Origin of the sequence: Paenarthrobacter sp. DKR-5 (assembly GCF_018531425.1) — a bacterium.
In the GTDB taxonomy this organism is placed as follows: domain Bacteria; phylum Actinomycetota; class Actinomycetes; order Actinomycetales; family Micrococcaceae; genus DKR-5.
Window position 1 is genome coordinate 374,588 of the sequence record NZ_JAHBOI010000001.1, and the last position, 22,481, is coordinate 397,068.

Below are 22,481 nucleotides of genomic sequence, written 5' to 3' on the forward strand. Positions count from 1 at the left end.
AGCCTCAGGCGGCCGGGGCCTCGGGGCAGCCGTCGGGGCAGCGCAGGCTGGACGGGTCCTGGGCACAGTCCGCGCAGTAGAGCGAAAGGGTCCGGCAGGACGGGTTCGAGCAATTCTCGAACTTGCTCGTGGGGGCCGAACAGCGGACGCACCGGCCGAGGGTTTTCGCCTCGTCGCTGAACTCGAGGTGCATGCGCCGGTCGAAGACGTAGAGCGAACCTTCCCACAGGCCGCGGTCCTTGAACGCCTCCCCGTAGCGCACAATGCCTCCGTCGAGCTGGTAGACCTCCTTGAAGCCCCGGTTGACCATCAGGCTCGAGAGCACCTCGCAGCGGATGCCCCCGGTGCAGTAGGTGACCACAGGCTTGTCCTTGAGCTCGTCGTACTTGCCGGACTCCAACTCGCGGATGAAGTCGTGGGTCGTGGCGACGTCGGGCACAACGGCGTTGCGGAACTTCCCGATGCGGGCTTCGAATTCGTTCCGGCCGTCGAAGAAGACGACGTCGTCGCCCTTTTCGTCGACGAGCCGGTGCAGTTCCTCGGGCTTGAGGTGCACGCCGCCGCCGACCACCCCGTTTTCGTCCACCTTCAGCTCGCCCGGCGCACCGAAGCTGACAATCTCCTCGCGGACTTTCACGCTCAGCCGCGGAAAGTCCGCGGCGGACCCCTCGGACCACTTCACGTCCAGGTTCCGGAACGCGCTGTGCTCCCGCGTCGTCTTCACGTACTGCTTGACGGCGTTGATCTCGCCGCCCACGGTGCCGTTGATTCCGTCGGGGGAAATCAGGATGCGCCCGGTCAAGCCGAGCTTCTCGCACAGGGCGCGCTGCCAGAGCCGCACGGCCTCCGGATCGGAGAGCGGGGCGAACGCATAGAAAAGGACGATTCGGTGCAAAGCCACGTGTTTAAGGGTACGTGCAGCGGGCGTAGCCAAGAGTTCCGCTCGGTTGTATCGTTCCGGTTATGAGCATGGATCCCGGCGTCGAGGCACCCGAAGAGCTCCTCGAACACTGGGTGGCGGGCTGGGCCAGGTGCCGCGGTTACCGCACCGCGAAGGAGCACGGGCATCCGGCCGCGTACATCGACGAGAAGCTGGATGACTGGGAGTATTTCGCGGTCGAGCCCGGCGCGGAGGACTTCGCCTACCTCGCGGCGAGCACCAGCCAGGGCGCCAAGCGCGTCCTGACCGTCCTGACCAACGACCCGCACAAGTACACGGCCCTGGCGGAACAGCACGGCTTGGAGGTCGTCGCCAGCGACCAGAGCATGATGACTGTCGACATGGAGACCCAGGACACGGAACCGCCGTGGCTGAACGACGACGACCTCAAGGTGGCCGTGAGCCACCCGGACGGTCACCACCAGGTGGTGGTGACCGCGCACGGCCTCGACGCTGCCCACGGCCGGGTGGCGGTCTCCGGACCGTATGCGGTGTTCGACAAGATCGAGACGGCGGATGCCTTCCGGCGCCGCGGGCTGGGCACCTTCGTGATGCGCGCCCTGGCCGCGGCCATCCTCGAAGGGGACGTGGAGACGGGCCTGCTGGTCGCGTCGGCCGAGGGCCGCCTGCTGTACGGGCACCTCGGCTGGGTCCACCGCTACAACGTGCTCATCATGCGCCCCTCCAGCCAGTCGGGCACCCCGCTGTTCAACGCCTGAGGCCCGCAGCCGCTACGGGGACCGTCGGTGCGGGGTGGAACAATAAGAAGGTGCCCCTCACCGAATCGCTGATCCCGTTGCTGGGCCGCGGCCCCGACCCGGAGCAGCTGGTCCATGTCCGCGAGCTGCCGGCCCGCGCCGCCACGGTCCGGCCCTGGCCGGAATGGGTGCACCCCGACGTCGTCGCCGCGTATGCCGGCATCGGCGTGCAGCAACCCTGGCAGCACCAGGTCAGCGGCGCCCAGCTGGCCCACGACGGGCACCACGTGGTCATTGCCACGGGCACGGCTTCCGGCAAGTCGCTGGCCTACCAGCTGCCCGCACTGGACGCGATCCACCGCACCGAGCTCGAGGACCGGGTGGCGCTGGAGCCCAGCGGCGCCGTCGCCCTTTACCTCTCCCCCACCAAGGCGCTCGCTGCGGACCAGCTCTCCGCGATCAAGGCGCTGGGGCTGCCTACCGTGCGCGCGGCGACCTACGACGGGGACACGGAGGCCACGGAACGGCGCTGGGTACGCGACCACGCCAATTTCGTGCTGGCCAACCCGGACATGCTCCACTTCGGCGTGCTCCCCAACCACTCGTGGTGGGCGCGGTTCTTCCGGCGGCTGAAGTACGTGATCATCGACGAGGCACACAGCTACCGGGGAGTCTTCGGCTCGCACGTGGCCAACCTGATGCGCCGGCTGCGCCGCGTCTGCCGCTATTACGGGGGCGATCCGGTGTTCATCGCCGCCTCCGCAACCTCGGCGGACCCCGCCGTGTCCTTCGGCAGGCTGATCGGGGCACCGGTGCGCGCCGTCACCGAGGATTGCTCCCCGCACGGAGCGACGACCGTGGCGTTCTGGGAACCGGCCCTGACGGAGACCAAGGGTGAGAACGGCGCCAAGGAACGGCGGACGGTGATTGCCGAGACAGCGGACATTCTCGCCAACCTTGTCTCCGCCCGGGTGCGGACCATCGCGTTCATCAAGTCGCGGCGGGGAGCGGAAAGCATCGCGACCATCTCGCGCCGGCTGCTGGAGGAGGTGGATCCGTCGCTGCCTGGCCGGGTGGCCGCGTACCGGTCCGGTTACCTGCCCGAGGAGCGCCGCGCGCTGGAGACCGCCCTGCGGTCCGGGAAGCTGCTGGGCGTCTCCTCCACCTCCGCGCTTGAACTGGGCATCGACATCTCCGGGCTCGACGCCGTGCTGGTAGCCGGCTGGCCCGGGACCAGGGCCTCCCTGTTCCAGCAGATCGGCCGGGCCGGCCGCGCCGGGCAGGATGCGCTCGCTGCGTTCGTGGCCAGCGACGACCCCCTCGACACCTACCTGGTGCACCACCCCGAAGCGATCTTCGATGTGGCCGTCGAGGCCACGGTCTTCGACCCGTCGAACCCCTATGTGCTCGGGCCTCACTTGTGCGCGGCAGCGGCCGAGCTGCCCATCACGCATGCTGAACTGGAGCTGTTCGGCCCCACGGCGCCGGGGCTGCTTGGGCAGCTCGTCGCGGACGGCTACCTGCGCCAGCGGCCGTCGGGGTGGTTCTGGACCCACCCTCAGAGCGCCGCGGGAATGGTGAACCTGCGGGCCGACGGCGGCGGCCCCATCAACATCGTCGACTCTGAAACGGGCAGCCTGCTGGGCACCATGGACTCGCCGCAAAGCCATTACCAGGCGCACGCCGGCGCCGTGTACGTCCACCAGGGTGAGACGTTCCTGGTGGAGCAGCTCAACGAAGAGGAGCACTGCGCCGTGGTACGCCGCGCCAACCCCGACTACTACACGACGGCGCGCGACGTCACGCAGATCGAGGTGCTCGAGACGGCGAAGACGATGCACTGGGGCGACATCCAGGTCCACTTCGGGGATGTGAAGGTGACCACCCAGGTGGTGTCCTTCCAGCGCAAGGCCTTTGTCTCGAATGAAACCCTCGGCGAGGAGCCGCTGCAGCTGGGAGCCCGCGACCTGTTCACCAAGGCCGTGTGGTTCGTGGTTTCCGAAAAGCGCCTGACCGCGGCCGGCATCCCGGTTCCGCATCATCCGGGTGCGTTGCACGCGGCCGAGCACGCGGCCATCGGCCTGCTCCCGCTCGTCGCGTCGAGCGACCGCTGGGACGTGGGCGGGGTGTCCACGGCCCTGCATGCGGACACGGAGCTGCCCACGATTTTCGTGTACGACGGCCATCCGGGCGGTGCCGGTTTCGCCGAGCGGGGTTTCGAAGCGGCCACGATCTGGCTCCGCGCCACCCGCGACGCCATCTCCGCCTGCGAGTGCGAGTCGGGGTGCCCTTCCTGCGTGCAGTCGCCCAAGTGCGGCAACAAGAACAACCCGCTGGACAAGGCCGGAGCGATCAGGCTCATCGACGTGCTGCTCTCCCAGGCGCCGGCTGCCGAGGCCGCCGCCTGATCCTGCGCCGGGCCGAGGGTACCGCCGCGCCCAGCGGCTCCCTGTGGGCCGCAGGGCTTTCGGCCCTTCCCCCTGGACCGGCCCGCTGCGCACGATGGGCCGATGAGCTACGAGGTGGAGCTGGTCGAACTGCCCGAACAATCCGCGGCGGCAGTGCACGGCCACGTTGAACACAACGGCATCGGCCCCTTTCTGGGACAAGCCTTCGGCGAAGTAATGGGCGCCGCCGAGCACCAGCACCTGCAGGTGACGGGCGCGCCGTTCGGCCGGTACCGCCAGGCGGGCCCCGGAGCCTGGGACGTCGAGGCGGGATTCCCGGTGTCGGCCCCGCCGTCCCCGGAGGGCCGCGTCGAGCCGCTGGTGCTGCCTGGCGGCTCCGTTGCGCGGACCCTGCACGTCGGGGACTACGGGGGCGTGGGAGCGGCCTATGAGGCAGCGGCAGCTTGGATCACCGAGCACGGCTTCGCACCCTCGGGGGACCCGTGGGAGTGCTATCTGGACGGCCCCGAGGTGGCGAATCCGCGCACCGAGGTCTTTTTCCCTTGCCGGAAGGCCTCGGCAGGCTGAGCGGCCGCATCCTGGTCCGCTGCCGTTGCTGGTCTCCCGCCGGTAGCGCTGCCGGCGTCGGGTGGTCCGGCGCGGGCCCTGCCGCTTGCCGCGGCGGGCAGTCCGGATACCGGCAGGCTGGTGCCCACTTCGACGATCGATCCGTTCGGCCCCGACACCACACAGAAGACGAGCGTGGCGCCGTTGCGGGCCGCCACCTCCGCTGCCACCGGGCAGGGCCCGCCGGCCGCAATGCCGCGCGCGGAATCGGCTGCCGCCAAGGCCGCCAGGTCCGCCGCCGTCGCCGCGCGGCTCCCTGCCACCGCGGCCTGGGCGAGAACCGTCAGCAATGCCGACAGGGTAAGGAGCAGTCCGCCGAGTGCGAGCGCAAGCACCGTGCCTGAGCCGCGGCCCCGCTCGGAATGCCTGGCGCGGTGTCCGGATGCAGAAGACCGCAGCCGCTGGCGGGCAGTCACGCCGGCAGCCGGGCTGGCGGTCATGCCGCGCCGTCCGGCCCGTCGAGCTGCACGGCGCCGACCGCCGGGTCTTCCAGCCGGGCGTGCGCCTCTGCCTTCAGCGACCATGGGACCAGCCCGGCCAGAGGCCCGGGCACTGCCGCAGTAAGCCGGACGACGCCGAACCCGCCGTCCGACGAGATACTCACGCCGACGCTGTCACCTGCCAGCCGGTGCGCCTCGCTTTCGGCCACGGCCGGCTGCTCACCCCGGGCCAGCGACCGGGCGGCGGCCCGTGCCGCCTCCTCCAGCCGCAGTTGTGCCACCGCCGCAGCGCCGCCGCCTGCCAGCAGTACCAGCAGCAGCATGAGTCCGGGCAGCGCCACTGCCAGTTCGGCCGTCACTGCGCCGCGTTCGCGGGGACGTCCTCGCCCGTGCGTCCGGCCGGCCTTCATTGCAGGCTCAGCGCACTGCGGATCACGTTCAGCAGGAACCCCCGCACCTCGTCGCTGCGCAGGATGACCACGAGCAGCCCTGCGAACCCGACCGCCGCGAGGGTGGCGATGGCGTATTCCGCTGTGGCCATTCCGGCTTCGGCGGAGAGCACCCTTGGACGCCGTGGGGAAAGCGCAGGGGCGGACAGGCCGCGGGCAGACAGCGCGTGGGCCGACAGGCTCCGGCGCACCCGACGGCTGTTGCGCACTGCCCTGCGGCTCAGGGCGCCGGGGAAGAGCTCGCGCACGCCCGGCAGGTCGGAGGTCACGGGGAGGGTCTTGCCCGCTGAGGGATGGGAGGGTACAGACATGGTCGGTCCTTTCGGGACGCCGGAGGTTGGTACGGGCCACTTTTCCGCGCCGGCACCCGGCACAGAACCCTCCTTAGCCGTCAGGTGGACAACGCTGCCTGACGGATCGATGTGGAGGAAGACGGCTACGCGAGCCATCCCGGCAGCAGCGAGAGCAGGACCGGCACCACGCCGAGGCAGATGAAGGCGGGGAGGGCGCACAGGCCGAGCGGGAGCACCAGCTGGACGCCGAGGGCTGCGGCGCGGCGTTCGGCCTCCCGCTGGCGCCGGCGGCGGACCCGCGCCGCTTCCGAATAGAGGAGGGAGGCCGACGGCGCTCCGGTCGCGGCGGCAAAGCCAAGGGCATCGCGGAAGACCCGCAGTTCCGGGACGGACCGGCCCAGCGCGGCCCAGGCCGCGTCCCAGTCCAGCCCGATCGCCAGCGCGGCCGCAACCGAACGCAGCGGTTCCGCCCACGGCCGCGCTGCGACGTCGGCGAGGATGCCCAGGATCCTTGACAGCGGCGCCCCGGACTCGAGCATCGCCCCCGCAAGCTCCAGCAACAGTGCCGGGTCACTGATCCCGTCTTCCTGCGGGATGCTTGCCGCAGCCGCGGGCGCACCCGCGGCGCAGCGCGCAGCGAGGACCGCCGGCAGGCGCGGGGACCGGATGAGCAGGGCGGCTGCGGCGGCGAGCAGAAAGGGGAACAGCAGCGCCGGCATCAACGGTTCTTCCCGTTGCCGGCGTGAACGGCGGAGCGCAGCAGGGCGCGGGACCACCAGCGGGCCGCGCCCATGAGCAACAGTCCCAACGCCAGGGCGGCCCAGCCCGCTGGGCCGCCCAGCAGCACACCCACCGGGTCCAGCCCGAGCGCGGTGGCCAGGCCCAGGCCCAGCACCGGAAGCCAGGTCAGGATCCGGACCGTTGCCCGGGGCCCGGCCAGCGCCGTGGCGCGGAGCGCTTCCGCGTCGGCCTCCGCCTCGAGCTGGGCGGCGTAGCGGGCGAGGATGCCGGCCAGCGGGGCGCCGCTGCGCTCCGCCGTCTCAAGGCAGGCCGCAAGGCAGAGCCACTGGGGCGCGCCGGCGCTGGCGGGCAGGGCGCGGGCGTGCCGACGGAGCGTCTGCGGAACCGACTGGCCGCCGCGGGCCGCATCCGCCGCCGCTGCGAGCATCGCCCTGGTCCCGTCCGGCGCGGCGCATGCTGACGACGCGCGAGCCGCGTCGGCCCACAGTTCCGCCTGCCCCCGCCCGGCCCGGAGCATCGCCGCGAGCTGCTGGACCACGCCCTGCAGGCCGGCGGACGCCCCCTCCTGTCCGGGATCGGACCGGCCGCCCCGCAGCATCCGGCTCCGCACGCCGGCGCCCGGGACCGGGTTCCGGGCTGGACCTGAACGCGGGTCCCCCCGTCCGCGGACGCGCACCGCCCAGCGGCGGTCCGGCAGGGCAAGCAGTCCGGCGCCAGCTGCCAGCAGGAGCGCGGCCGCCCAGCCCGGCGTCATGCCCCCTCCGGTTCCTTCAGACGCCGTTCCAGCGCGTCCCACCCGGGGCCACGTTCCAGCTGGTTCCCGGACCGACGGACCGCGGTCGCCACCGCTAGGTCCTGTCCCGTGAGTTGCACGGTTCCGATCTCCACGACCCGGCGGCCGGAAACGGTGCGTTCAATGTGCACCACCGCATCCAGCGCACTGGCCGCCTGAAGGGCCAGCGCCTCGCGTCCGAGCCCGGCGAGCGCGCCGAGAGCCGCCAGCCGGGCCGGCACGGCGGCGCTCGAATTGGCATGGACCGTGCCGCAGCCGCCGCTGTGCCCGGTGTTCAGGGCGGTGAGCAGTTCCCGCACTTCGGCCCCGCGGCACTCCCCCACGATCAGGCGGTCCGGGCGCATGCGCATCGCCTGCCGGACCAGTTCGGCGAGATCGACGGCGCCCTCGCCCTCCACGTTGCGGTACCGGCTCTGCAGCCCGACGACGTGCGGATGAGCCGGGTTGAGCTCTGCGGAGTCCTCGATCAGCACCAGGCGTTCACTCGGACTGCTCAGCCCCAGCAGCGCGGACAGAAGCGTGGTCTTTCCGGAACCTGTGGCCCCGCTGACGAGGAAGTTGAGCCGCCGGCGCAGCATCCCCGCCAGCAGGAGTGCCAGGTCGCCGGTGAGCGTGCCGGAGTCCACCAGGCCCTCCAGCGTGAAGACGTCTTCCCTACGCACCCGGACCGACAGCAACGTTCCGGACGTTGACACCGGGGGAAGCACGGCATGCACCCGGTAACCGCCCGGCATGCGCACGTCGACGCACGGGGCGCCGTCGTCGAGCCGGCGGCCGCCGGAAGCCACCAGCCGAGCAGCCAGGGCCCGTACTTCCCCTTCACCCGCGAATCTCACCGGGGTCCGTTCAGCGCCCGCTCCGCGGTCCACCCAGACCTCGTCCGGGGCGTTGACGAAAATGTCGGTGACGGAGGGGTCCTTTACCAGTTCCTGCAGCGGTCCGAGGCCGAGGAGGTCGGCATGGACCCGGTCGACGGCGTCGAGGGCTCCGACCGTGCCCAGCGGCAGCCCGGCAGCCCGGACGGCGGCGGCCACGCGCAGCGGCGTGACCGGTCCGCCCCCGGCCAGGAGGGATTCGCGCACCGCTTCCAGCCACCGGTCCTCCTCCGGTTCCGGGACGCGGCGCTGGGGCGCCTGATGCCTGCTCATGCCGGCCGCCCAAGGTCGAGCGTGGCGAGTACGGCTCCGGTGAACCTCTGGACCGCGCGCCGCCGCCTGAGCTCCAGTATCTGGCCTGCCTCAGTCGCTGCCGGTGCGGCTCGGACGCCCGCACAATAACCTGCCAGGGGGTGGCCGATCGAGTCGGCGATGAGTTCGGCGTCCAGGCCCGCGCTCAGCGGGCCCCTGACGATGAGCCCGGTGCGCACCGTCGGGAGCTCGCGCAGTACCTGTGCCGCCGCGACGGCGGCTCGCACCCTCCCGGGGACGACCACGAGGAGGCGGTCGCAGGAAAAGGCCAGCCGCTCCAGGGCGGCCGCGCTCCGCGCCGCATCGACGACGGTCAGCTCAAAGCCGCGGCGTGCGGCGTCGAGGACACCGGCCAGGACCTCCGGCCGCGCCGGGCCGCGCGCCGCACCGCCGCTTCCGGTGCCCCACGAGAGCAGCGAAAATCCCCCGACCATCGGCAGCGAGTCATGGAGCTGCCGCGGGTCGATGGTGCCGCGCGCCTGAAGGAAGTCCTCCCATCTCAGCCCGGGCAGCTCTTCGGCGGAGAGAGCCAGCTCAAGGCCGCCGCCCCACGGATCCCCGTCGATCAGCAGGCTCCCGAACCCCTCGGCCGCAGCCCGGGCGGCGAGCCACGCTGCAATCGTGGATGCGCCGGCACCTCCGCAGCCTCCGGTCACGGCCAGCACCACGCCCGTCGTGTCGGTGTCGCCGCGGCGGCTGAGGAAGTCCGCGAGCCAGCGCGCCCCTTCCGGAAGCACCACCACCCGCTCCGCGCCCAGCACGGACGCCCGGCTCCACAGAGTACCGGCATCGTCCTCCAGACCCAGGAGCACGCCGGGCGGCCGCCGGTGGGCCGGGAGTTCACGGATGTCCGCCCCCACCAGCACCACCCGGCAGCGCTCCCACTCGGCGCCGGCTTGATCCGGTCCGTCGGCCGCCCGCACGGTCACTGACGCTGCCGCCGCGATCCGCTCCACCTCCTCGACCAACCGGGCCCGGCGCGTCACGAGGAGCACATCGGCAGCCGCCTCGGGGGTCCAGGGGTCGGTTGCAGGCGCCCCACGAGGGCCGCGCTCGTTCTTCATCCCCACAGCCTCACCGGCAGAAGTGGCCGGCGGCGAGCCACGCAGGCCCGCATGTGGAGTACCCCGCACGGCGGCGACCGGTGGAGGACAAGCGGCTGTCCGCTGCACACGGTGCAGCTCGTGCAGAATGAAGCTATGTACATCGTCCTGGGCGCCGCGGATCCCGCGCAGGAGGGTACCGGTTCCCGCGAGGGCATTTCGCTCCTGCGCACCGACGCGTCCGGAACGCCCGCCGACGGCACCGAGGTCCTTGACCGGGCCACGCTCGCCGGTGCTCTCAGGCGGATCGAGGAGGCCGAGCACCCGCGCTGGGTGTGGGACCGCACCCGCGACTGGTACCCGGAGCTGCTAGCGGCCGGCGTCGCCGTCGAGCGGTGCCACGACCTGACCCTCTGCTCGGCCATCCTGCGTTCGTCGGAGTTCACCGCCGGCACCGGATACGCAGCCAACGCCGAACGGCCGGTCATGGACGATCCGCCCCCGCTCCAGGCGCTGCCCGCACTCCCGGCAGCGCCCGACCAGGACGCGCTCTTCGACGACCCGGCCGGGCCTTCCGGTGCCGACCTCGCCGCGGCGACTGACCTGCTGGAGGAGCTCCGGCGGCAGCTGGAGGCCGTCAGGCAGTCCACCCACCCGGGCCGCCTGTCGCTGCTGCTCGCGGCCGAATCCGCCGGGGCGCTCATCGCGGCGGAAATGCAGCACGCCGGGGTGCCGTGGAGCACCGACGTGCATGAGGCGGTCCTGGAAGAGTACCTCGGAGCGCGTCCGGCCGGCTACCAGCGGCCGGAAAAACTGGAAGCGCTGGCAGCGGAACTGCGGGCCGTGCTGGGGGCGCCGGCGCTGAACCCGGATTCACCCCAGGAGCTCATGCGTGCGCTGCACCGCGCCGGCATCGAGGTGAAGACCACCCGCTCCTGGGAGCTGCAGCAGGTCCACCATCCCGCCGTCGCCCCCTTGCTGCGCTACAAGAAACTCTCCCGGCTGCACACCGCGAACGGCTGGGCGTGGCTGGACGCGTGGGTGGACGGCGGCCGCTTCCGGCCCGAATACGTGGTCGGCGGCGTGGTCTCCGGGCGCTGGGCCTCCCGCGGCGGCGGCGCACTGCAGATCCCGCGCCAGATCCGCAGCGCAGCCCGGGCGGACAGGGGCTGGAAGCTCATTGTGGCGGACGCCGCCCAGCTGGAGCCGCGGGTCCTGGTCGCGCTCGCGCAGGACTCGACCATGGCAGCGGCCGCGCGCGGCAAGGACCTGTACGCCGGCATCGCCGCGCAGGGTTTCGGCGGCGGCGACCGGGCCAAGGCGAAAGGGGCGCTGCTCGGCGCCATCTACGGTGCCACCACCGGTGAGTCGGGCCGGCTGCTGCCCGAACTGACGCGGACCTACCCGCGGGCCGTCGGCTATGTTGAGGCCGCCGCCAAGGAAGGTGCGCGCGGCGGGGTGGTTACGACCAGGCTGGGCCGCAGCTGCCCGCCGCCGTCGGAGCGCTGGCGGCAGGCCCAGCACACGACGTCGGCCGAGGAGCAGCGCCGCGCGGACGCCCTGGCGCGCTCCCGCGGCCGGTTCACGCGCAACTTCGTGGTGCAGGGCTCGGCGGCGGACTGGGCTGCCTGCTGGCTCGCCGAACTCCGGCGGCGGCTGCGTGCCATGCCGGCCCAGCCCGAGGGCAGGCCCGAGCTGGTGTTCTTCCTGCACGACGAAGTGATGGTCCACGCTCCGGAGGAGGCGGTGCCGGCGGTGGTAGAGGCGGTCGAAGCCTCCGCAGCAGCGGCGAAGGAACTGCTCTTCGGGCGTATCCCGGTGGAATTCCCGGTCAGCGTCGCTGTGGTTGACTCCTACGACCAGGCGAAATAGACCTACAGCGGTGCAGGGATCTTCCGGCTGCTGTCCCAGGGCCTGGTCCAGCCGAGGTGGTCGAAGAGCTGGTTCAGGACAAGGCCGGTGAAGCCCCACACCACCGCGTCGCTGACGAGGAACGCGGGGCTCTCGTAGCTGCGCCCGCCCCGTTCGACGACGGCCATCCGGCGCCGCGCCGGGTCCAGCAGATCCCGCACCGGCGCCCGGAACACCCGCGCCGACTCCCCGTAGTCGACGACGTCGACTGGCGACGGCGACGCCCACCAGCCGAGTACCGGGGTGACCAGGAAGTTGCTGATCGGCACGCCGACCTGCGGCAGTTCACCGAGCACGTCCACACCCGAAACGTCCAGTCCTGTTTCCTCCACCGCCTCCCGCAGCGCCGCCCCCACCGGGCCGCCGTCGGACGGGTCGATGCCGCCCCCGGGGAACGCCACCTGGCCCGGGTGGGAACCGAGCGTGTCGGCGCGCTGGACCAGGAGCAGGTCCAGGTCGGCCGGCACGGGACCGACCTGCGCCACGGAGGGGATGTCGTCCAGGACGCCGAAGAGGATCAGCACGGCCGCGCGGCGGGCGGTCGCCGGATCCATCCGGGCCATCCGCCAGTTGATGTCGTCATGCGGCTGCAGATCCCCCCGGGCGGCCCGGTCGGCCAGCGCGGCGAGCTCGGCCCGCGCTGTCACAGCACGCGCCTCTGGAACTCCATCCGAAGCTCGGCCGCGCGCTGCGGATCCGCGAGCATCCTGTTGAGAAGATCCTCGTTGCCGGGAGCCATCTCGTACTTGAGCAGCTTCGCGGCCTTGACCGGGTCCGTCTCGCCCTCACCGTAGGAGGGGCAGAGCGACGCGACCGGGCACACACCGCAGGCGGGCTTGCGGGAGTGGCACACGCGGCGGCCGTGGAAGACCACCCGGTGCGAGAGCATCGTCCAGTCCTTGGGCTCGAACAGCGCCGCGACGTCGAACTCGATCTTCACCGGATCGTCTGATCCCGTCCAGCCGAAGCGCTTGGCCAGCCGTGCGAAATGGGTGTCTACGGTGATCCCGGGCACCCCGAAGGCATTGCCCAGGACCACGTTCGCGGTCTTGCGCCCGACGCCGGGAAGGGTCACCAGATCCTCGAGCTTGCCCGGCACCGCGCCGTCGAACTCGTCAACGATGCGGTTGGCCAGCGCCAGCAGGCTCCTGGCCTTGGCTCGGAAGAACCCGGTGGGCTGGATCATGGTTTCAAGTTCCGCCGGGTCCGCGTCCGCGAGCGCCCTGGCATCCGGGTACCGGGCGAAGAGGCCCGGCGTGACCATGTTGACGCGCACATCCGTGGTCTGCGCCGAGAGCACGGTGGCCACCAGCAGCTCGTACGGGTTTCGGAAGTCCAGTTCGGCGTGCGCGTAGGGGTAGGCCTCAGCGAGCAGCCGGTTGATTTTCCGCGCCTTCCGCTTCAGCGCCAGCGACGGAGCCCCGGCTCCTTCGGCGGGGGCGGGACCGGGGTTCTTCGCCACGGTCAGGCTCGTTCGATGTTGCGCAGGTCGCGCAGCACTCCGACCTGCCCGTCGGTGTTCTGGACCAGGAACTCGTGTCCGCGGTCCTGCAGGGCCAGCACCCAGGCGCCCGGCTCGATCGTGAAGAGGTAGGAGCCGCTGCGCTCGTCGACGATCGGCCGGCTCTGGCCGACGGCGAACCAGAACGCTTCATAGGTCGGTTCCGCTGCCTTGGCGGACGGGTCCACGGTCGCTCCGATGCTCGTCGCCCGGGCGTGGCCTGCTTCGGCCTGCGCAGCCGCAGCCGGCACAGTGCCGATAGCCGCAGTGGGGACATCCGCTCCGGCAGTGGGCCGAGCGGCCTGTTCCTCCGAGGGTGCTTCCGCCGGTGCTCCGGCGGCCGGAGCACCGGCAGCGGTCCCGGCCCCGGTCGCCGCCGGAGCCGCAGTCCCGGCGGAAGGGAAGGCCTGCGTCGCCGGCGCGCCGGACGCGGACGGCTCGGGAGCCGGAGCCGCCGCGGTTGCTCCGGCCGGCGCCTGGCCGGCCTCGGGCGCCTGGCCAGCGACGGGAGCGGCACCCGCGGGGGAAGCACCTGCCGCAGCGGCGGCACCTGCCGCGGGGGCGGCACCCGCGGCGGACGGGGCATGCTGGGCCGATTCGGGCCGGTAGGCGGTGGCCCCGGAGAAGCGGGGAGCCGGGGCGTTGTGCCCGGACAGCGCCCCGCCGTGGGCGGCGGCACCCGCGCCCGCACCCTGGGCGGGGGCACCCTGAGCAGCCTGGCCCTGCGCGGGCTTCGCCGGCGCCGGTCGGGCGGCCGGGGCGACGGCGTCGCGGGCCATCGCATGGGCGGGTGCCTCGGGCCGGTCGGCAAACTCACCCGCGAAGAACGGCAGCATCGGCGCGAAGGTCGTAGCCGCCAGGAATCCAAGGGATCCGATCAGGGCAATCAGGAAGCCCCACGAGAAGGAGGAGACGGTGCCAACGAAGAAGAACGCGCCGGACACCACGGCGACCACCGAGCCGAACTGGTCCAGCGACAGCGAGCCGATACGGACACGGGACGGCGAGAGCCGGCGGAGGGCGAAGAGGGCCGCGACGGCCAGCGGGAACAGGATCCCGACACCGACGAAGTAGAGGCCGCCGGCGCTCCAGAGATTGATGCGGAAACCGGCCGCCCCGAAGGTCGGCAGGAGCGAACCGATGAACATGACCAGCACCGAGCCGAAGACCACGAGGTCCCGCAGGGTGAAGGGTCCTTGCACTGCGACGTTGCCGGTCAGCGGCTTGCGGGTGAAGGCGGGACCGGGCTGGCCTTGCTGCTCCGGCTGGCGGGCGATCCCGGGGTGTCCGGGTCCGTCAACGCGTGGTTCGGTCATCTTCGTCTCCTTACACACGGCGGGCCGCGAACCCGCCGTCTCGTTAAGTGATCATCCGCCCGGTGCGCCGCCAGGGCGCCCGCGAGCGGACATCACATTTCCGTATCAGCCTAGCCAACACCGGTGGCCTTCTCTAGCAGGGCCGCCGCTGGGCGCACAGATCGACCCGTTCGCAGTTCGGCCATGTGATGCGGACCACGCCCGCGCCGCGCAAGGCGCTAATGTGGACAGCGGAACCATGCAGGGCTCCGACCGCACCTTGCCGTGCCGGCGGACCCGGCAGCACCGCCAAGCCGAAGGGGTTTTGAATGTCCCAGGACAACGCAGCGTCCAACGCCACGCAGGGTGACGCATTCGAGAATCTGCTGCATGAGAACCGCCAGTTCCCGCCCAGCGACGAGTTCGCGGCGGCCGCCGTCGCCAAGGCGGACCTGTACGACGAAGCAGGCGCGGACCGTCTCGGTTTCTGGGCCCGGCAGGCCCGTGAACTGCTGAGCTGGGACAAGGACTTCGGCGAAACCCTGGACTGGTCGAACCCGCCCTTCGCCAAGTGGTTCGTCGGCGGCGAAGTCAACGCGGCCTACAACGCACTGGACCGCCACGTCGAGGCCGGGCTCGGGGACCGTGTCGCCATCCATTTCGAGGGCGAACCGGGCGACACCGCGACCTACACCTACGCCCAGCTCACCGAACAGGTCAAGAAGGCCGCGAACGCCTTCGAGTCACTCGGCATCGCCAAGGGCGACCGGGTGGCCATCTACCTGCCGATGATCCCCGAAGCTGTCATCGCCATGCTCGCCTGCGCCCGGATCGGCGCCGTGCACTCGGTCGTCTTCGGCGGGTTCTCCGCGGACGCCCTGCGCAACCGCGTCGACGACGCCGAGGCCAAGCTCGTCGTCACCTCCGACGGCACCTACCGCCGCGGCAAGCCCAGCCCGCTCAAGCCCGCCGTTGATGAAGCCCTCGCCAAGCCCGGCCACACCGTCAGCAACGTCGTGGTGGTCAAGCGCAACGGCGAGCCCGTGGAATGGAGCGAGGGACGGGACGTCTGGTGGGACGACGTCGTCGGCGGGGCCTCCGCCGAGCACACCGCTGTCGGCCACGACTCCGAACACCCGCTGTTCATCCTCTACACCTCCGGCACCACCGGGCGGCCCAAGGGCATCCTGCACACCACGGGCGGCTACCTCACCCAGGCGGCGTTCACCCACCGCAACGTCTTCGACCTGAAGCCGGAGACCGACGTCTACTGGTGCACCGCGGACATCGGCTGGGTGACCGGCCACAGCTACGTCACGTACGGTCCGCTGGTGAACGGCGCCACCATGCTGATGTACGAGGGCACGCCCGACAGCCCGCACCAGGGCCGCTGGTGGGAACTCGTCGAGAAGTACAAGGTCACCATCCTCTACACAGCCCCCACCGCGATCCGCACCTTCATGAAGTGGGGCAAGGAAGTCCCCGCGAAGTACGACCTGTCCTCGCTGCGGGTGCTCGGTTCGGTGGGCGAGCCGATCAACCCGGAAGCGTGGATGTGGTACCGCGAAGTGATCGGCGGCGGCCGGTGCCCGATCGTGGACACCTGGTGGCAGACCGAGACCGGCGCGATCATGATTGCCCCGCTGCCCGGGGTGACGGCCACCAAACCGGGCTCGGCCCAGGTGCCGCTGCCGGGCATCGAGGTCGACGTCGTGGACGAGACAGGCGCGTCCGTGCCCAACGGTTCCGGCGGCTACCTCGTCGTCCGCGAGCCCTGGCCGTCGATGCTGCGCGGCATCTGGGGTGACCCGGAACGCTACAAGGACACCTACTGGTCCCGGTTCGAGAACATGTACTTCGCTGGCGACGGCGCCAAGAAGGACGAGGACGGGGACATCTGGCTCCTGGGCCGGGTCGACGACGTCATGAACGTCTCCGGGCACCGCCTCTCAACGACGGAAATTGAGTCGGCGCTCGTCTCGCACGAGTACGTGGCGGAGGCCGCGGTCGTCGGCGCGGTCGACGAGACCACGGGCCAGGCCGTCGTCGCGTTCGTCATTCTGCGCGGCTCGGTGTCGGAGGAGATCGACGTCGTGGACACCCTGCGCGCCCACGTCGGCAAGGAAATCGGGCCGATCGCGAAACCGAAGACCATCCTCGTGGTGCCGGAGCTGCCCAAGACCCGCTCCGGGAAAATCATGCGCCGCCTGCTCAAGGACGTGGCCGAAGGCCGCGAGGCGGGCGACGCCACCACCCTGGCCGACAGCACGGTCATGCAGCAGATCGCTTCCAGCCTGAAGCGCTGAGCCCGCTGCGCTGAACCTGCTCAGCCGCCACAGCCGCACGAGCGCCGGACGATCAGCTCGACCGGAAACTCGTGATGCCGCGGCGGCTGGGCGCGGTCAGCGCCCACCAGGGCATCGACCGCCGCAGCTGCCATGGCGGCCAGCGGCAGCTGCACGCTCGTCAGCGCCGGCCAGGTGTACTCCGCGTCGGGGGAACCGTCGAAGGAGACCAGTGCCAGGTCCTCCGGGACGCGCACGCCGGCCTCGTGCAGGGCGCGCATCACCCCCACAGCCTGGATGTCCGAGCTGACAAACACCGCTGTAGGCCGCTGCGCGCCGGCGACCAGCCGTTTCCCGGCCGCGTAGCCGCCCTCCCGGGCGAACGGGACGTGCAGGAGCGGCCCCTCCTGCAGGCCCGCCGCGCCCAGCGCGTCAAGCCAGCCCTTCTCACGCGGGTCCTCCTCGTTGGCCACGGTGGTGCCCATCACCAGCCCGATGTTCCGATGCCCGTGCCGGACCAGGTGCTCCACGGCGATGCGACCGCCGGCGCGCAGGTCCACCCCGACCGTGGAGATACCGGCCGCCGGGCGCCACTGGTTGAGCAGCACCGCAGGAATGTCAGCTGATCCCAGGTCGGACAGGTCCGGATCGAAGACCACGCTGGCGAGCAGCACGCCGTCGACCCTGCGCGCGGCCAGGTTGCGCAGGTGGCGGCGTTCCTTTGTCAGCGTCCCGTCCGAATTGGCCAGCAGCAGCACATAGCCGCGCCGGTCCGCCGCTTCCTCGACCGCGTGGGCGAGCTGCGCGAAGTACGGGTTGCTGTTCTCCGGCACGATGAGCCCCAGCATCTCCGAGGTGCCCATCTTCAGCGCGCGCGCCGCCGCATTGGGCCGGTAGTCGAGCAACCGGATGGCCTCAAGGACGCGGGCCTCCGTCGCGGGGGCCACGCGTTTGGGGCCGGCGTTGACGACGTAGCTCACGACGGCGGTGCTCACCCCCGCGTAACGCGCCACGTCCTTGCGGGTGACGGCGGGGCGCGGGGGCTGCGCTGCTTCCTGGGTCATGGGGTAAATGCTAGTGAGCGTTGGCCGCTATTGCCCCGGCGCATCGCCAAAGTCGGGAATCGGCAGGCGGACGCCGCCGTGCAGGGCCGACTGGTGGGCAATGATGCCGGGCAGGGTGAAGCGGGCCGCCACCCAGGCATTCACCGGCGGCAGCGTGCCGTTCGTGGCGGCAAGGACGAAGTCGTCCACCAGGAAGTGGTGGCTTCCCTCGTGCCCGTTCGGCGCCCCGCGGAACTCCTCGGGCAGCCGGCCCGCGTCGTGCACGGCAGCAAGTCCGGACATGAAGGCGTCGCGCAGCGCGGGTGCCACGTTGGCGAGCGCCGGGTCGTCCGCGGCCATGGTGGCGCTGGATTCGAGCTCGGCCGAAATGTCATGGACCTTTTCCTTGTCCTGCCACACGGAGACTTCGGCGAGCTGCTCGAAGCTGGCCTCGGTGCCGAAGAAACGGAACCGGGATTCGCGGATGTGCGAGGGGTAGCCCACGCGGCGCATCTCGTTGATGCGCATGACCCCGCCGTTATCGAGCTCGAACAATGCGGTGGCGTTGGAGAAGTCGTTGTCGAACATGCTCACGTTCTTGTCGAAGACTCCGTCGCCGCGCTCGTCCCTGACGCCGAGGCAACTCACGCTCACCGCGTGACCCGGAATGGCACCGAGGACCCCGCCAACGGAATGGGTCGGATAGAGCATGGGAGGGTAGCTCGCCGTCCGCTTCCAGTCGGCCCCGCCGCTGTACTGGTACGCCTCGTAGAAGCCCAGGTCCATGTCGTGGACGTAGTCGCCCTCCGCATAGAACACCCGTCCGAAGGCACCGTCGGCCTGCTTGCCCCGGGCGTAGACCGTGGCGGGGTTGTAGTAGCTCGTCTCCCCCATCATGTAGGTCAGCCCGGTGTCCCGGACCGCCTCGATGATGTCGGCGATCTCCTGTTCCGAAATCGCCATCGGGACCGCGGAGTACACATGCTTGCCGGCGCGGAGCGCCTGGACCACGAGGGGCCCGTGCGTCCAGCGCTGGGTGAAGATCGCGACGGCGTCGACGTCGGAGGCCAGCATCGCCTCGAAGTCCGGGAGGGTGCCGTCGAGTTCCAGCCGTTCGGCGAGAGCGGCGGAACGTTCGGCAAGCACGTCCGTGACCAGGACCCGGTCGATTCCGGGATGCAGTTTGAAGAGTTTGGCGAACTGACCGGCAAACTGGCCGGCGCCGACGAGTCCGAGGGAGATGGTCACGGCAGGGCCTTTCTGAGGAGGGCGGGAAGCATCATCCCCGGTGACGCAGGTCACGCGGGTGTCAGGTCAGTCTTTCGCCAAAATCTACACGAGTCAACCCCTGCTACGGCCTCGAAGATATCGCGACCGAAACAAAGGGAAAAAGGGCTTGCGGTTCTAAATCTACTCGCGTAGATTGATCGCCAGCTGTTGCGCAAGTCACATACCGGATAGCTCCCGGAGGCCGGCGGAACACCCACGGCACCGGGCCCTGTCGCCAGGGCGGGAGCCGCCCGCAGTACTGAGAAAGGCACACCATGACCATCGTCAGGCAAGCGGCCAGGGCAGAAGCTTCCCCGGCCCCCGCACCAGCACCCGGCCGCACACGCCCCCGAAGCAAGGACCTGAGAATTGCCCTGCTCTTCATCGCCCCGGCTTTCCTCGGGTTCGTGGCGTTCTATCTGGTCCCGACGATCCGGGGCATCTACCTGAGCTTCACCCGGTACAACCTCTTCGGCGACCCGAAATGGATCGGCCTGAAGAACTACACGGACATCTTCAAGGACAAGCTCTTTTGGAACTCCCTCTGGGTGACGCTGGAGTATGTCGTCCTGAACATCGGGTTCCAGACAGTGATCGCCCTGGTTCTCGCGGTCCTGATGCACCGGGTGGCCAAGTCGACGCTGGTCCGCGGGGTCCTGCTGCTGCCCTACCTGATCGCGAACGTCGTCGTCGCCATGGTCTGGTTCTGGATGCTCGACTACCAGATCGGCATCGTCAACCAGCTGATCGACTGGCTCGGGCTGCCCCGCATCGCCTTCTTCGGGGACCAGGCGTGGGCCATCCCAACCATCGCCTTCGTCAATGTCTGGCGGCACATGGGCTACACCGCGCTGCTGATCTTCGCTGGACTGCAGGCCATCCCGGGCCACATCTACGAAGTTGCCGCCCTTGACGGGGCCAGTGCCTGGAAGACGTTCTGGCGCATCACCATGCCGCTGCTTCGTCCGGTGCTTGTGCTGGTCATGGTGGTCACGGTGATCGGCTCCTTCCAGGTCTTCGACACGGTCGCGGTCACTACCGGCGGCGGCCCGATCAACGCGACGCGGGTCATCCAGATGTACATCTACCAGCGCGCGTTCGCCGAGTCGGACTTCGGCTATGCCTCCGCCCTCTCCGTGATCCTCTTCATCATCCTCGGCATCGTCGCCTTCCTTCAGATGAAGTTCCTGCGCGGCAACGAATCCGACCTCAGCTAAGGAACCCGACATGGCAACCACCCTCAGCACCCGTCCGCGCGCCCGGACGGCCCCCCGGCGCCGCAAGCCCATCAACTGGGGCCGCGTCGGCAGCTGGACCGTCCTGGCCTTCTTCATCCTGCTCACCGTCGTCCCGTTCCTCTGGATGATCCGCACCGCGCTCTCCAGCAACCACTCGCTGGCTGCCAATTCCAGCAACCTCCTGCCGGCCGATTTCAGCTGGGGTGCCCTGAAGCGGGTCTTCGGGCTGCAGTCCCAGCAGGACGCCCTCGCCGAAGGCGGTTCGGGCGCGGCAGTGAACTTCCTGCTCTACCTGCGCAACTCGCTCATCGTCTCGACGCTGATCACCGTCGCCCAGGTGTTCTTCAGCTCGCTGGCCGCCTACGCCTTCGCCCGGCTGCAGTGGCCCGGACGGGACAAGGTCTTCAGCATCTTCCTTGGCACCCTGCTCGTGCCGCCGATCTTCACCGCGCTGCCGAACTTCCTGCTCATCAAGAACCTGGGCCTGCTCAACACCCTCCTCGGGATCGCGCTGCCCACCATGCTGATGACGCCGTTCGCGATCTTCTTCCTGCGCCAGTTCTTCCTCGGCATGTCCCGCGAGGTGGAGGAAGCCGCGATGCTCGACGGCGCCAAGCACCTGCGCATCTTCTTCCAGATCGTGCTGCCCAACGCCGTCGGACCGCTGGCCACGCTCGGCCTGCTGACCTTCATCGCGGCGTGGAATGACTACTTCTGGCCGCTGCTGGTCGGGCAGACCGAAGCCTCCCGCGTCCTCACTGTCGGCCTGGGGGTCTTCAAGAGCCAGTCCCCGCAGGGCGCCCCGGACTGGAGCGGCCTGATGGCCGCCACCCTCATCGCGGCACTGCCCATCCTCATCCTGTTCCTCGCCTTCGGCAAGAAGGTCGTGAACTCCATCGGATTCTCCGGAATCAAGTAACCCCCCCCCCCCCCGAAAGGTCATCATGAAAAAAACCATCGGCGTTCTCTCGGCTGTCGCCGCCGTCGCCCTTTCCCTCACCGGCTGCGGCGCGGACGGCGGATCCTCCGCGGACGCGAAGGGAGACATCAGCTACTGGCTCTGGGACTCCAACCAGCTGCCCGCCTACCAGCAGTGCGCGAACGACTTCCACGCCGCGAACCCGGACCTGACAGTCAAAATCACCCAGCGCGGCTGGGACGACTACTGGGGCACCTTGACCAACGCGATGGTCGCCGGCACCGCGCCGGATGTCTTCACGGACCACGTCTCGAAGTACCCGGACTTCATCGCCAAGAACCAGCTCCTCCCCTTGGACGACGCCGTCAAGCAGGACAACGTGGACCTGAGCGTGTACAACAAGGGCCTGGCGGATCTCTGGGTGGGCCAGGACGGCAAGCGGTACGGCCTGCCCAAGGACTGGGACACCATTGCCATGTTCTACAACAAGAAGCTGACCGACGCCGCCGGCATCCCGGCCGACCAGCTGCAGAAACTCGCCTGGAACCCGACCGACGGCGGAACCTTCGAAAAGGCCATCGCCCACCTCACCGTGGACAAGAAGGGCGTGCGGGGGGACCAGCCCGGCTTCGACAAGAACAACGTGGCGGTCTACGGCCTCGGCCTCGACGGCGGCTCCGGGTCCGGCGTCGGGCAGACCCAGTGGAGCATGTTCACGGGCGGCACCGGCTGGAACTTCACCGACAAGAACCCATGGGGAACGCACTACAACTACGACGACCCGAAGTTCCAGGACACCATCAAATGGTGGTCGAGCCTGGCACAGAAGGGCTACATGCCCAAGCTGGAGACCACCGTGGGAGCCAACATGGCGGACAACTTCGGCGCAGGCAAAGCGGCGATCAACACCCAGGGGTCCTGGATGATCAACCAGTACGCCTCCTACAAGGGGATCAACGTCGGCCTCGCGCCGACCCCGACCGGACCCGACGGCAAGCGGGCCAGCATGTTCAACGGTCTGGCGGACTCGATCTGGGCCGGGACCAAGAACCAGGCCGGGGCCACCAAGTGGGTTGAGTACCTGGCCTCGGCCAAGTGCCAGGACATCGTGGGCAAGAAGGGCGTGGTCTTCCCTGCAATCAAGAGCTCCGACACCCTCGCGGTCAACGCGTTCAAGGCCAAGGGCATCGACGTCACCCCCTTCACCAAGCAGGTGGCGGACGGCACGACTTTCCTCTTCCCGATCACGGAGAATGCGGCCAAGATCGACGGCATCATGAAGCCGGCCATGGACGCTGTGCTCTCCGGCAAGTCGCCCGTGGGCTCGCTGACTGACGCCAACAACCAGGTCAACGACCTGTTCAACTAGACCGCCGCGCAACGCTGGACCCCGCGCCGGGCTGGAGGAATAGACTGTGTCCT

The 22,481-nt window shown here is 70.1% G+C and carries 21 protein-coding genes; 8 read left to right on the forward strand and 13 right to left on the reverse strand.

Translation table 11 applies throughout. The annotated features are described in order from the left end of the window. Positions 1–4: 4 nt before the first annotated feature. On the reverse strand, positions 5–901 hold the full coding sequence (locus KIH31_RS01820) for a rhodanese-related sulfurtransferase (RefSeq protein ID WP_214425344.1): 897 nt from the start codon (positions 899–901) through the stop codon (positions 5–7). Between the two features lie 62 nt (positions 902–963). Between KIH31_RS01820 and KIH31_RS01825 the strand changes: the two genes are divergently transcribed. The 3 genes from KIH31_RS01825 to KIH31_RS01835 all read left to right on the forward strand — a co-directional run bounded on the left by KIH31_RS01825 (position 964) and on the right by KIH31_RS01835 (position 4,613). Continuing rightward, on the forward strand, positions 964–1,659 hold the full coding sequence (locus KIH31_RS01825) for a GNAT family N-acetyltransferase (protein ID WP_214425345.1): 696 nt from the start codon (positions 964–966) through the stop codon (positions 1,657–1,659). 50 nt (positions 1,660–1,709) lie between these two features. Further along, the gene (locus KIH31_RS01830) at positions 1,710–4,046 is read left to right on the forward strand and encodes a DEAD/DEAH box helicase (protein ID WP_214425346.1); all 2,337 of its coding nucleotides are present in this window, start codon (positions 1,710–1,712) and stop codon (positions 4,044–4,046) included. A 102-nt stretch (positions 4,047–4,148) separates the two neighbouring features. Then, on the forward strand, positions 4,149–4,613 hold the full coding sequence (locus KIH31_RS01835; RefSeq protein ID WP_214425347.1) for a GyrI-like domain-containing protein: 465 nt from the start codon (positions 4,149–4,151) through the stop codon (positions 4,611–4,613). On the opposite strand, the gene KIH31_RS01840 is transcribed toward KIH31_RS01835, so the two are convergent. The 7 genes from KIH31_RS01840 to ssd all read right to left on the reverse strand — a co-directional run bounded on the left by KIH31_RS01840 (position 4,538) and on the right by ssd (position 9,619). Beyond that, on the reverse strand, positions 4,538–5,176 hold the full coding sequence (locus KIH31_RS01840; RefSeq protein ID WP_307857498.1) for an Rv3654c family TadE-like protein: 639 nt from the start codon (positions 5,174–5,176) through the stop codon (positions 4,538–4,540). The genes KIH31_RS01835 and KIH31_RS01840 overlap by 76 nt on opposite strands. After that, positions 5,089–5,451, reverse strand: a complete 363-nt coding sequence (locus tag KIH31_RS01845) for a TadE family type IV pilus minor pilin (RefSeq protein WP_307857499.1) — start codon at positions 5,449–5,451, stop codon at positions 5,089–5,091. Before KIH31_RS01845 ends, KIH31_RS01840 begins: the two co-directional genes overlap by 88 nt. A 47-nt stretch (positions 5,452–5,498) precedes the next feature. After that, a complete protein-coding gene (locus KIH31_RS01850) occupies positions 5,499–5,852 on the reverse strand; it encodes a DUF4244 domain-containing protein (RefSeq protein WP_214425350.1) in 354 nt (117 codons plus the stop codon). Between the two features lie 125 nt (positions 5,853–5,977). Next, positions 5,978–6,553 carry a type II secretion system F family protein gene (locus KIH31_RS01855; RefSeq protein ID WP_214425351.1) on the reverse strand — a complete coding sequence of 192 codons (576 nt, stop codon included), beginning with the start codon at positions 6,551–6,553 and terminating at the stop codon, positions 5,978–5,980. Further along, positions 6,553–7,329: a type II secretion system F family protein gene (locus tag KIH31_RS01860; protein ID WP_250545343.1), complete on the reverse strand. Its 777-nt coding sequence runs from the start codon at positions 7,327–7,329 to the stop codon at positions 6,553–6,555. The genes KIH31_RS01855 and KIH31_RS01860 overlap by 1 nt, the downstream gene beginning before the upstream one ends. Beyond that, positions 7,326–8,516 carry a TadA family conjugal transfer-associated ATPase gene (locus KIH31_RS01865; protein WP_214425352.1) on the reverse strand — a complete coding sequence of 397 codons (1,191 nt, stop codon included), beginning with the start codon at positions 8,514–8,516 and terminating at the stop codon, positions 7,326–7,328. Before KIH31_RS01865 ends, KIH31_RS01860 begins: the two co-directional genes overlap by 4 nt. Further along, entirely contained in the window at positions 8,513–9,619 is a 1,107-nt protein-coding gene (gene ssd, locus KIH31_RS01870; RefSeq protein ID WP_214425353.1) for a septum site-determining protein Ssd, read from the reverse strand. Before ssd ends, KIH31_RS01865 begins: the two co-directional genes overlap by 4 nt. Before the next feature lie 135 nt (positions 9,620–9,754). Between ssd and KIH31_RS01875 the strand changes: the two genes are divergently transcribed. Next, entirely contained in the window at positions 9,755–11,470 is a 1,716-nt protein-coding gene (locus KIH31_RS01875) for a bifunctional 3'-5' exonuclease/DNA polymerase (protein WP_214425650.1), read from the forward strand. Between the two features lie 2 nt (positions 11,471–11,472). On the opposite strand, the gene KIH31_RS01880 is transcribed toward KIH31_RS01875, so the two are convergent. Genes KIH31_RS01880 through KIH31_RS01890 form a run of 3 tightly spaced genes read right to left on the reverse strand, consistent with a single transcriptional unit; the run spans position 11,473 to position 14,326 of the window. Next, positions 11,473–12,156, reverse strand: a complete 684-nt coding sequence (locus KIH31_RS01880; RefSeq protein ID WP_307857500.1) for a CoA pyrophosphatase — start codon at positions 12,154–12,156, stop codon at positions 11,473–11,475. Continuing rightward, complete coding sequence (nth, locus tag KIH31_RS01885) at positions 12,153–12,971, reverse strand: endonuclease III (RefSeq protein WP_214425354.1); 819 nt, start codon at positions 12,969–12,971, stop codon at positions 12,153–12,155. Before nth ends, KIH31_RS01880 begins: the two co-directional genes overlap by 4 nt. Before the next feature lie 2 nt (positions 12,972–12,973). Further along, positions 12,974–14,326, reverse strand: coding sequence for a hypothetical protein (locus tag KIH31_RS01890; protein ID WP_214425355.1), 1,353 nt, complete (start codon positions 14,324–14,326; stop codon positions 12,974–12,976). A gap of 308 nt (positions 14,327–14,634) precedes the next feature. Here KIH31_RS01890 and acs point away from each other — a divergent pair, with 308 nt between their 5' ends. Further along, positions 14,635–16,611: an acetate--CoA ligase gene (acs, locus tag KIH31_RS01895; RefSeq protein ID WP_214425356.1), complete on the forward strand. Its 1,977-nt coding sequence runs from the start codon at positions 14,635–14,637 to the stop codon at positions 16,609–16,611. Positions 16,612–16,631: 20 nt separating this feature from the next. Here the strand turns inward: acs and KIH31_RS01900 are convergent, their stop codons facing one another. Further along, positions 16,632–17,654, reverse strand: coding sequence for a LacI family DNA-binding transcriptional regulator (locus KIH31_RS01900; protein WP_214425357.1), 1,023 nt, complete (start codon positions 17,652–17,654; stop codon positions 16,632–16,634). A gap of 27 nt (positions 17,655–17,681) precedes the next feature. Continuing rightward, positions 17,682–18,881 carry a Gfo/Idh/MocA family protein gene (locus tag KIH31_RS01905; RefSeq protein WP_214425358.1) on the reverse strand — a complete coding sequence of 400 codons (1,200 nt, stop codon included), beginning with the start codon at positions 18,879–18,881 and terminating at the stop codon, positions 17,682–17,684. 296 nt (positions 18,882–19,177) lie between these two features. On the opposite strand from KIH31_RS01905, the gene KIH31_RS01910 reads away from it, so the two are divergent. From KIH31_RS01910 to KIH31_RS01920, 3 genes are read left to right on the forward strand one after another with little or no spacing between them, the layout of a single operon-like run. After that, entirely contained in the window at positions 19,178–20,119 is a 942-nt protein-coding gene (locus tag KIH31_RS01910; protein ID WP_214425359.1) for a carbohydrate ABC transporter permease, read from the forward strand. Between the two features lie 10 nt (positions 20,120–20,129). Continuing rightward, the gene (locus KIH31_RS01915; RefSeq protein WP_214425360.1) at positions 20,130–21,059 is read left to right on the forward strand and encodes a carbohydrate ABC transporter permease; all 930 of its coding nucleotides are present in this window, start codon (positions 20,130–20,132) and stop codon (positions 21,057–21,059) included. 25 nt (positions 21,060–21,084) lie between these two features. Next, positions 21,085–22,428: an ABC transporter substrate-binding protein gene (locus tag KIH31_RS01920; protein ID WP_214425361.1), complete on the forward strand. Its 1,344-nt coding sequence runs from the start codon at positions 21,085–21,087 to the stop codon at positions 22,426–22,428. Positions 22,429–22,481: the final 53 nt, after the last annotated feature.

Coding starts and splice junctions, on each gene's coding strand:
- KIH31_RS01825 (WP_214425345.1), top strand. CDS start 964: ATGAGCATGGATCCCGGCGTCGAGGCACCCGAAGAGCTCCTCGAACAC.
- KIH31_RS01835 (WP_214425347.1), top strand. CDS start 4,149: ATGAGCTACGAGGTGGAGCTGGTCGAACTGCCCGAACAATCCGCGGCG.
- KIH31_RS01840 (WP_307857498.1), bottom strand. CDS start 5,176: ATGGTCGCTGAAGGCAGAGGCGCACGCCCGGCTGGAAGACCCGGCGGT.
- KIH31_RS01850 (WP_214425350.1), bottom strand. CDS start 5,852: ATGTCTGTACCCTCCCATCCCTCAGCGGGCAAGACCCTCCCCGTGACC.
- KIH31_RS01855 (WP_214425351.1), bottom strand. CDS start 6,553: ATGCCGGCGCTGCTGTTCCCCTTTCTGCTCGCCGCCGCAGCCGCCCTG.
- KIH31_RS01860 (WP_250545343.1), bottom strand. CDS start 7,329: ATGACGCCGGGCTGGGCGGCCGCGCTCCTGCTGGCAGCTGGCGCCGGA.
- KIH31_RS01865 (WP_214425352.1), bottom strand. CDS start 8,516: ATGAGCAGGCATCAGGCGCCCCAGCGCCGCGTCCCGGAACCGGAGGAG.
- ssd (WP_214425353.1), bottom strand. CDS start 9,619: ATGAAGAACGAGCGCGGCCCTCGTGGGGCGCCTGCAACCGACCCCTGG.
- KIH31_RS01875 (WP_214425650.1), top strand. CDS start 9,755: ATGTACATCGTCCTGGGCGCCGCGGATCCCGCGCAGGAGGGTACCGGT.
- KIH31_RS01890 (WP_214425355.1), bottom strand. CDS start 14,326: ATGACCGAACCACGCGTTGACGGACCCGGACACCCCGGGATCGCCCGC.
- acs (WP_214425356.1), top strand. CDS start 14,635: ATGTCCCAGGACAACGCAGCGTCCAACGCCACGCAGGGTGACGCATTC.
- KIH31_RS01900 (WP_214425357.1), bottom strand. CDS start 17,654: ATGACCCAGGAAGCAGCGCAGCCCCCGCGCCCCGCCGTCACCCGCAAG.
- KIH31_RS01910 (WP_214425359.1), top strand. CDS start 19,178: ATGACCATCGTCAGGCAAGCGGCCAGGGCAGAAGCTTCCCCGGCCCCC.
- KIH31_RS01915 (WP_214425360.1), top strand. CDS start 20,130: ATGGCAACCACCCTCAGCACCCGTCCGCGCGCCCGGACGGCCCCCCGG.
- KIH31_RS01920 (WP_214425361.1), top strand. CDS start 21,085: ATGAAAAAAACCATCGGCGTTCTCTCGGCTGTCGCCGCCGTCGCCCTT.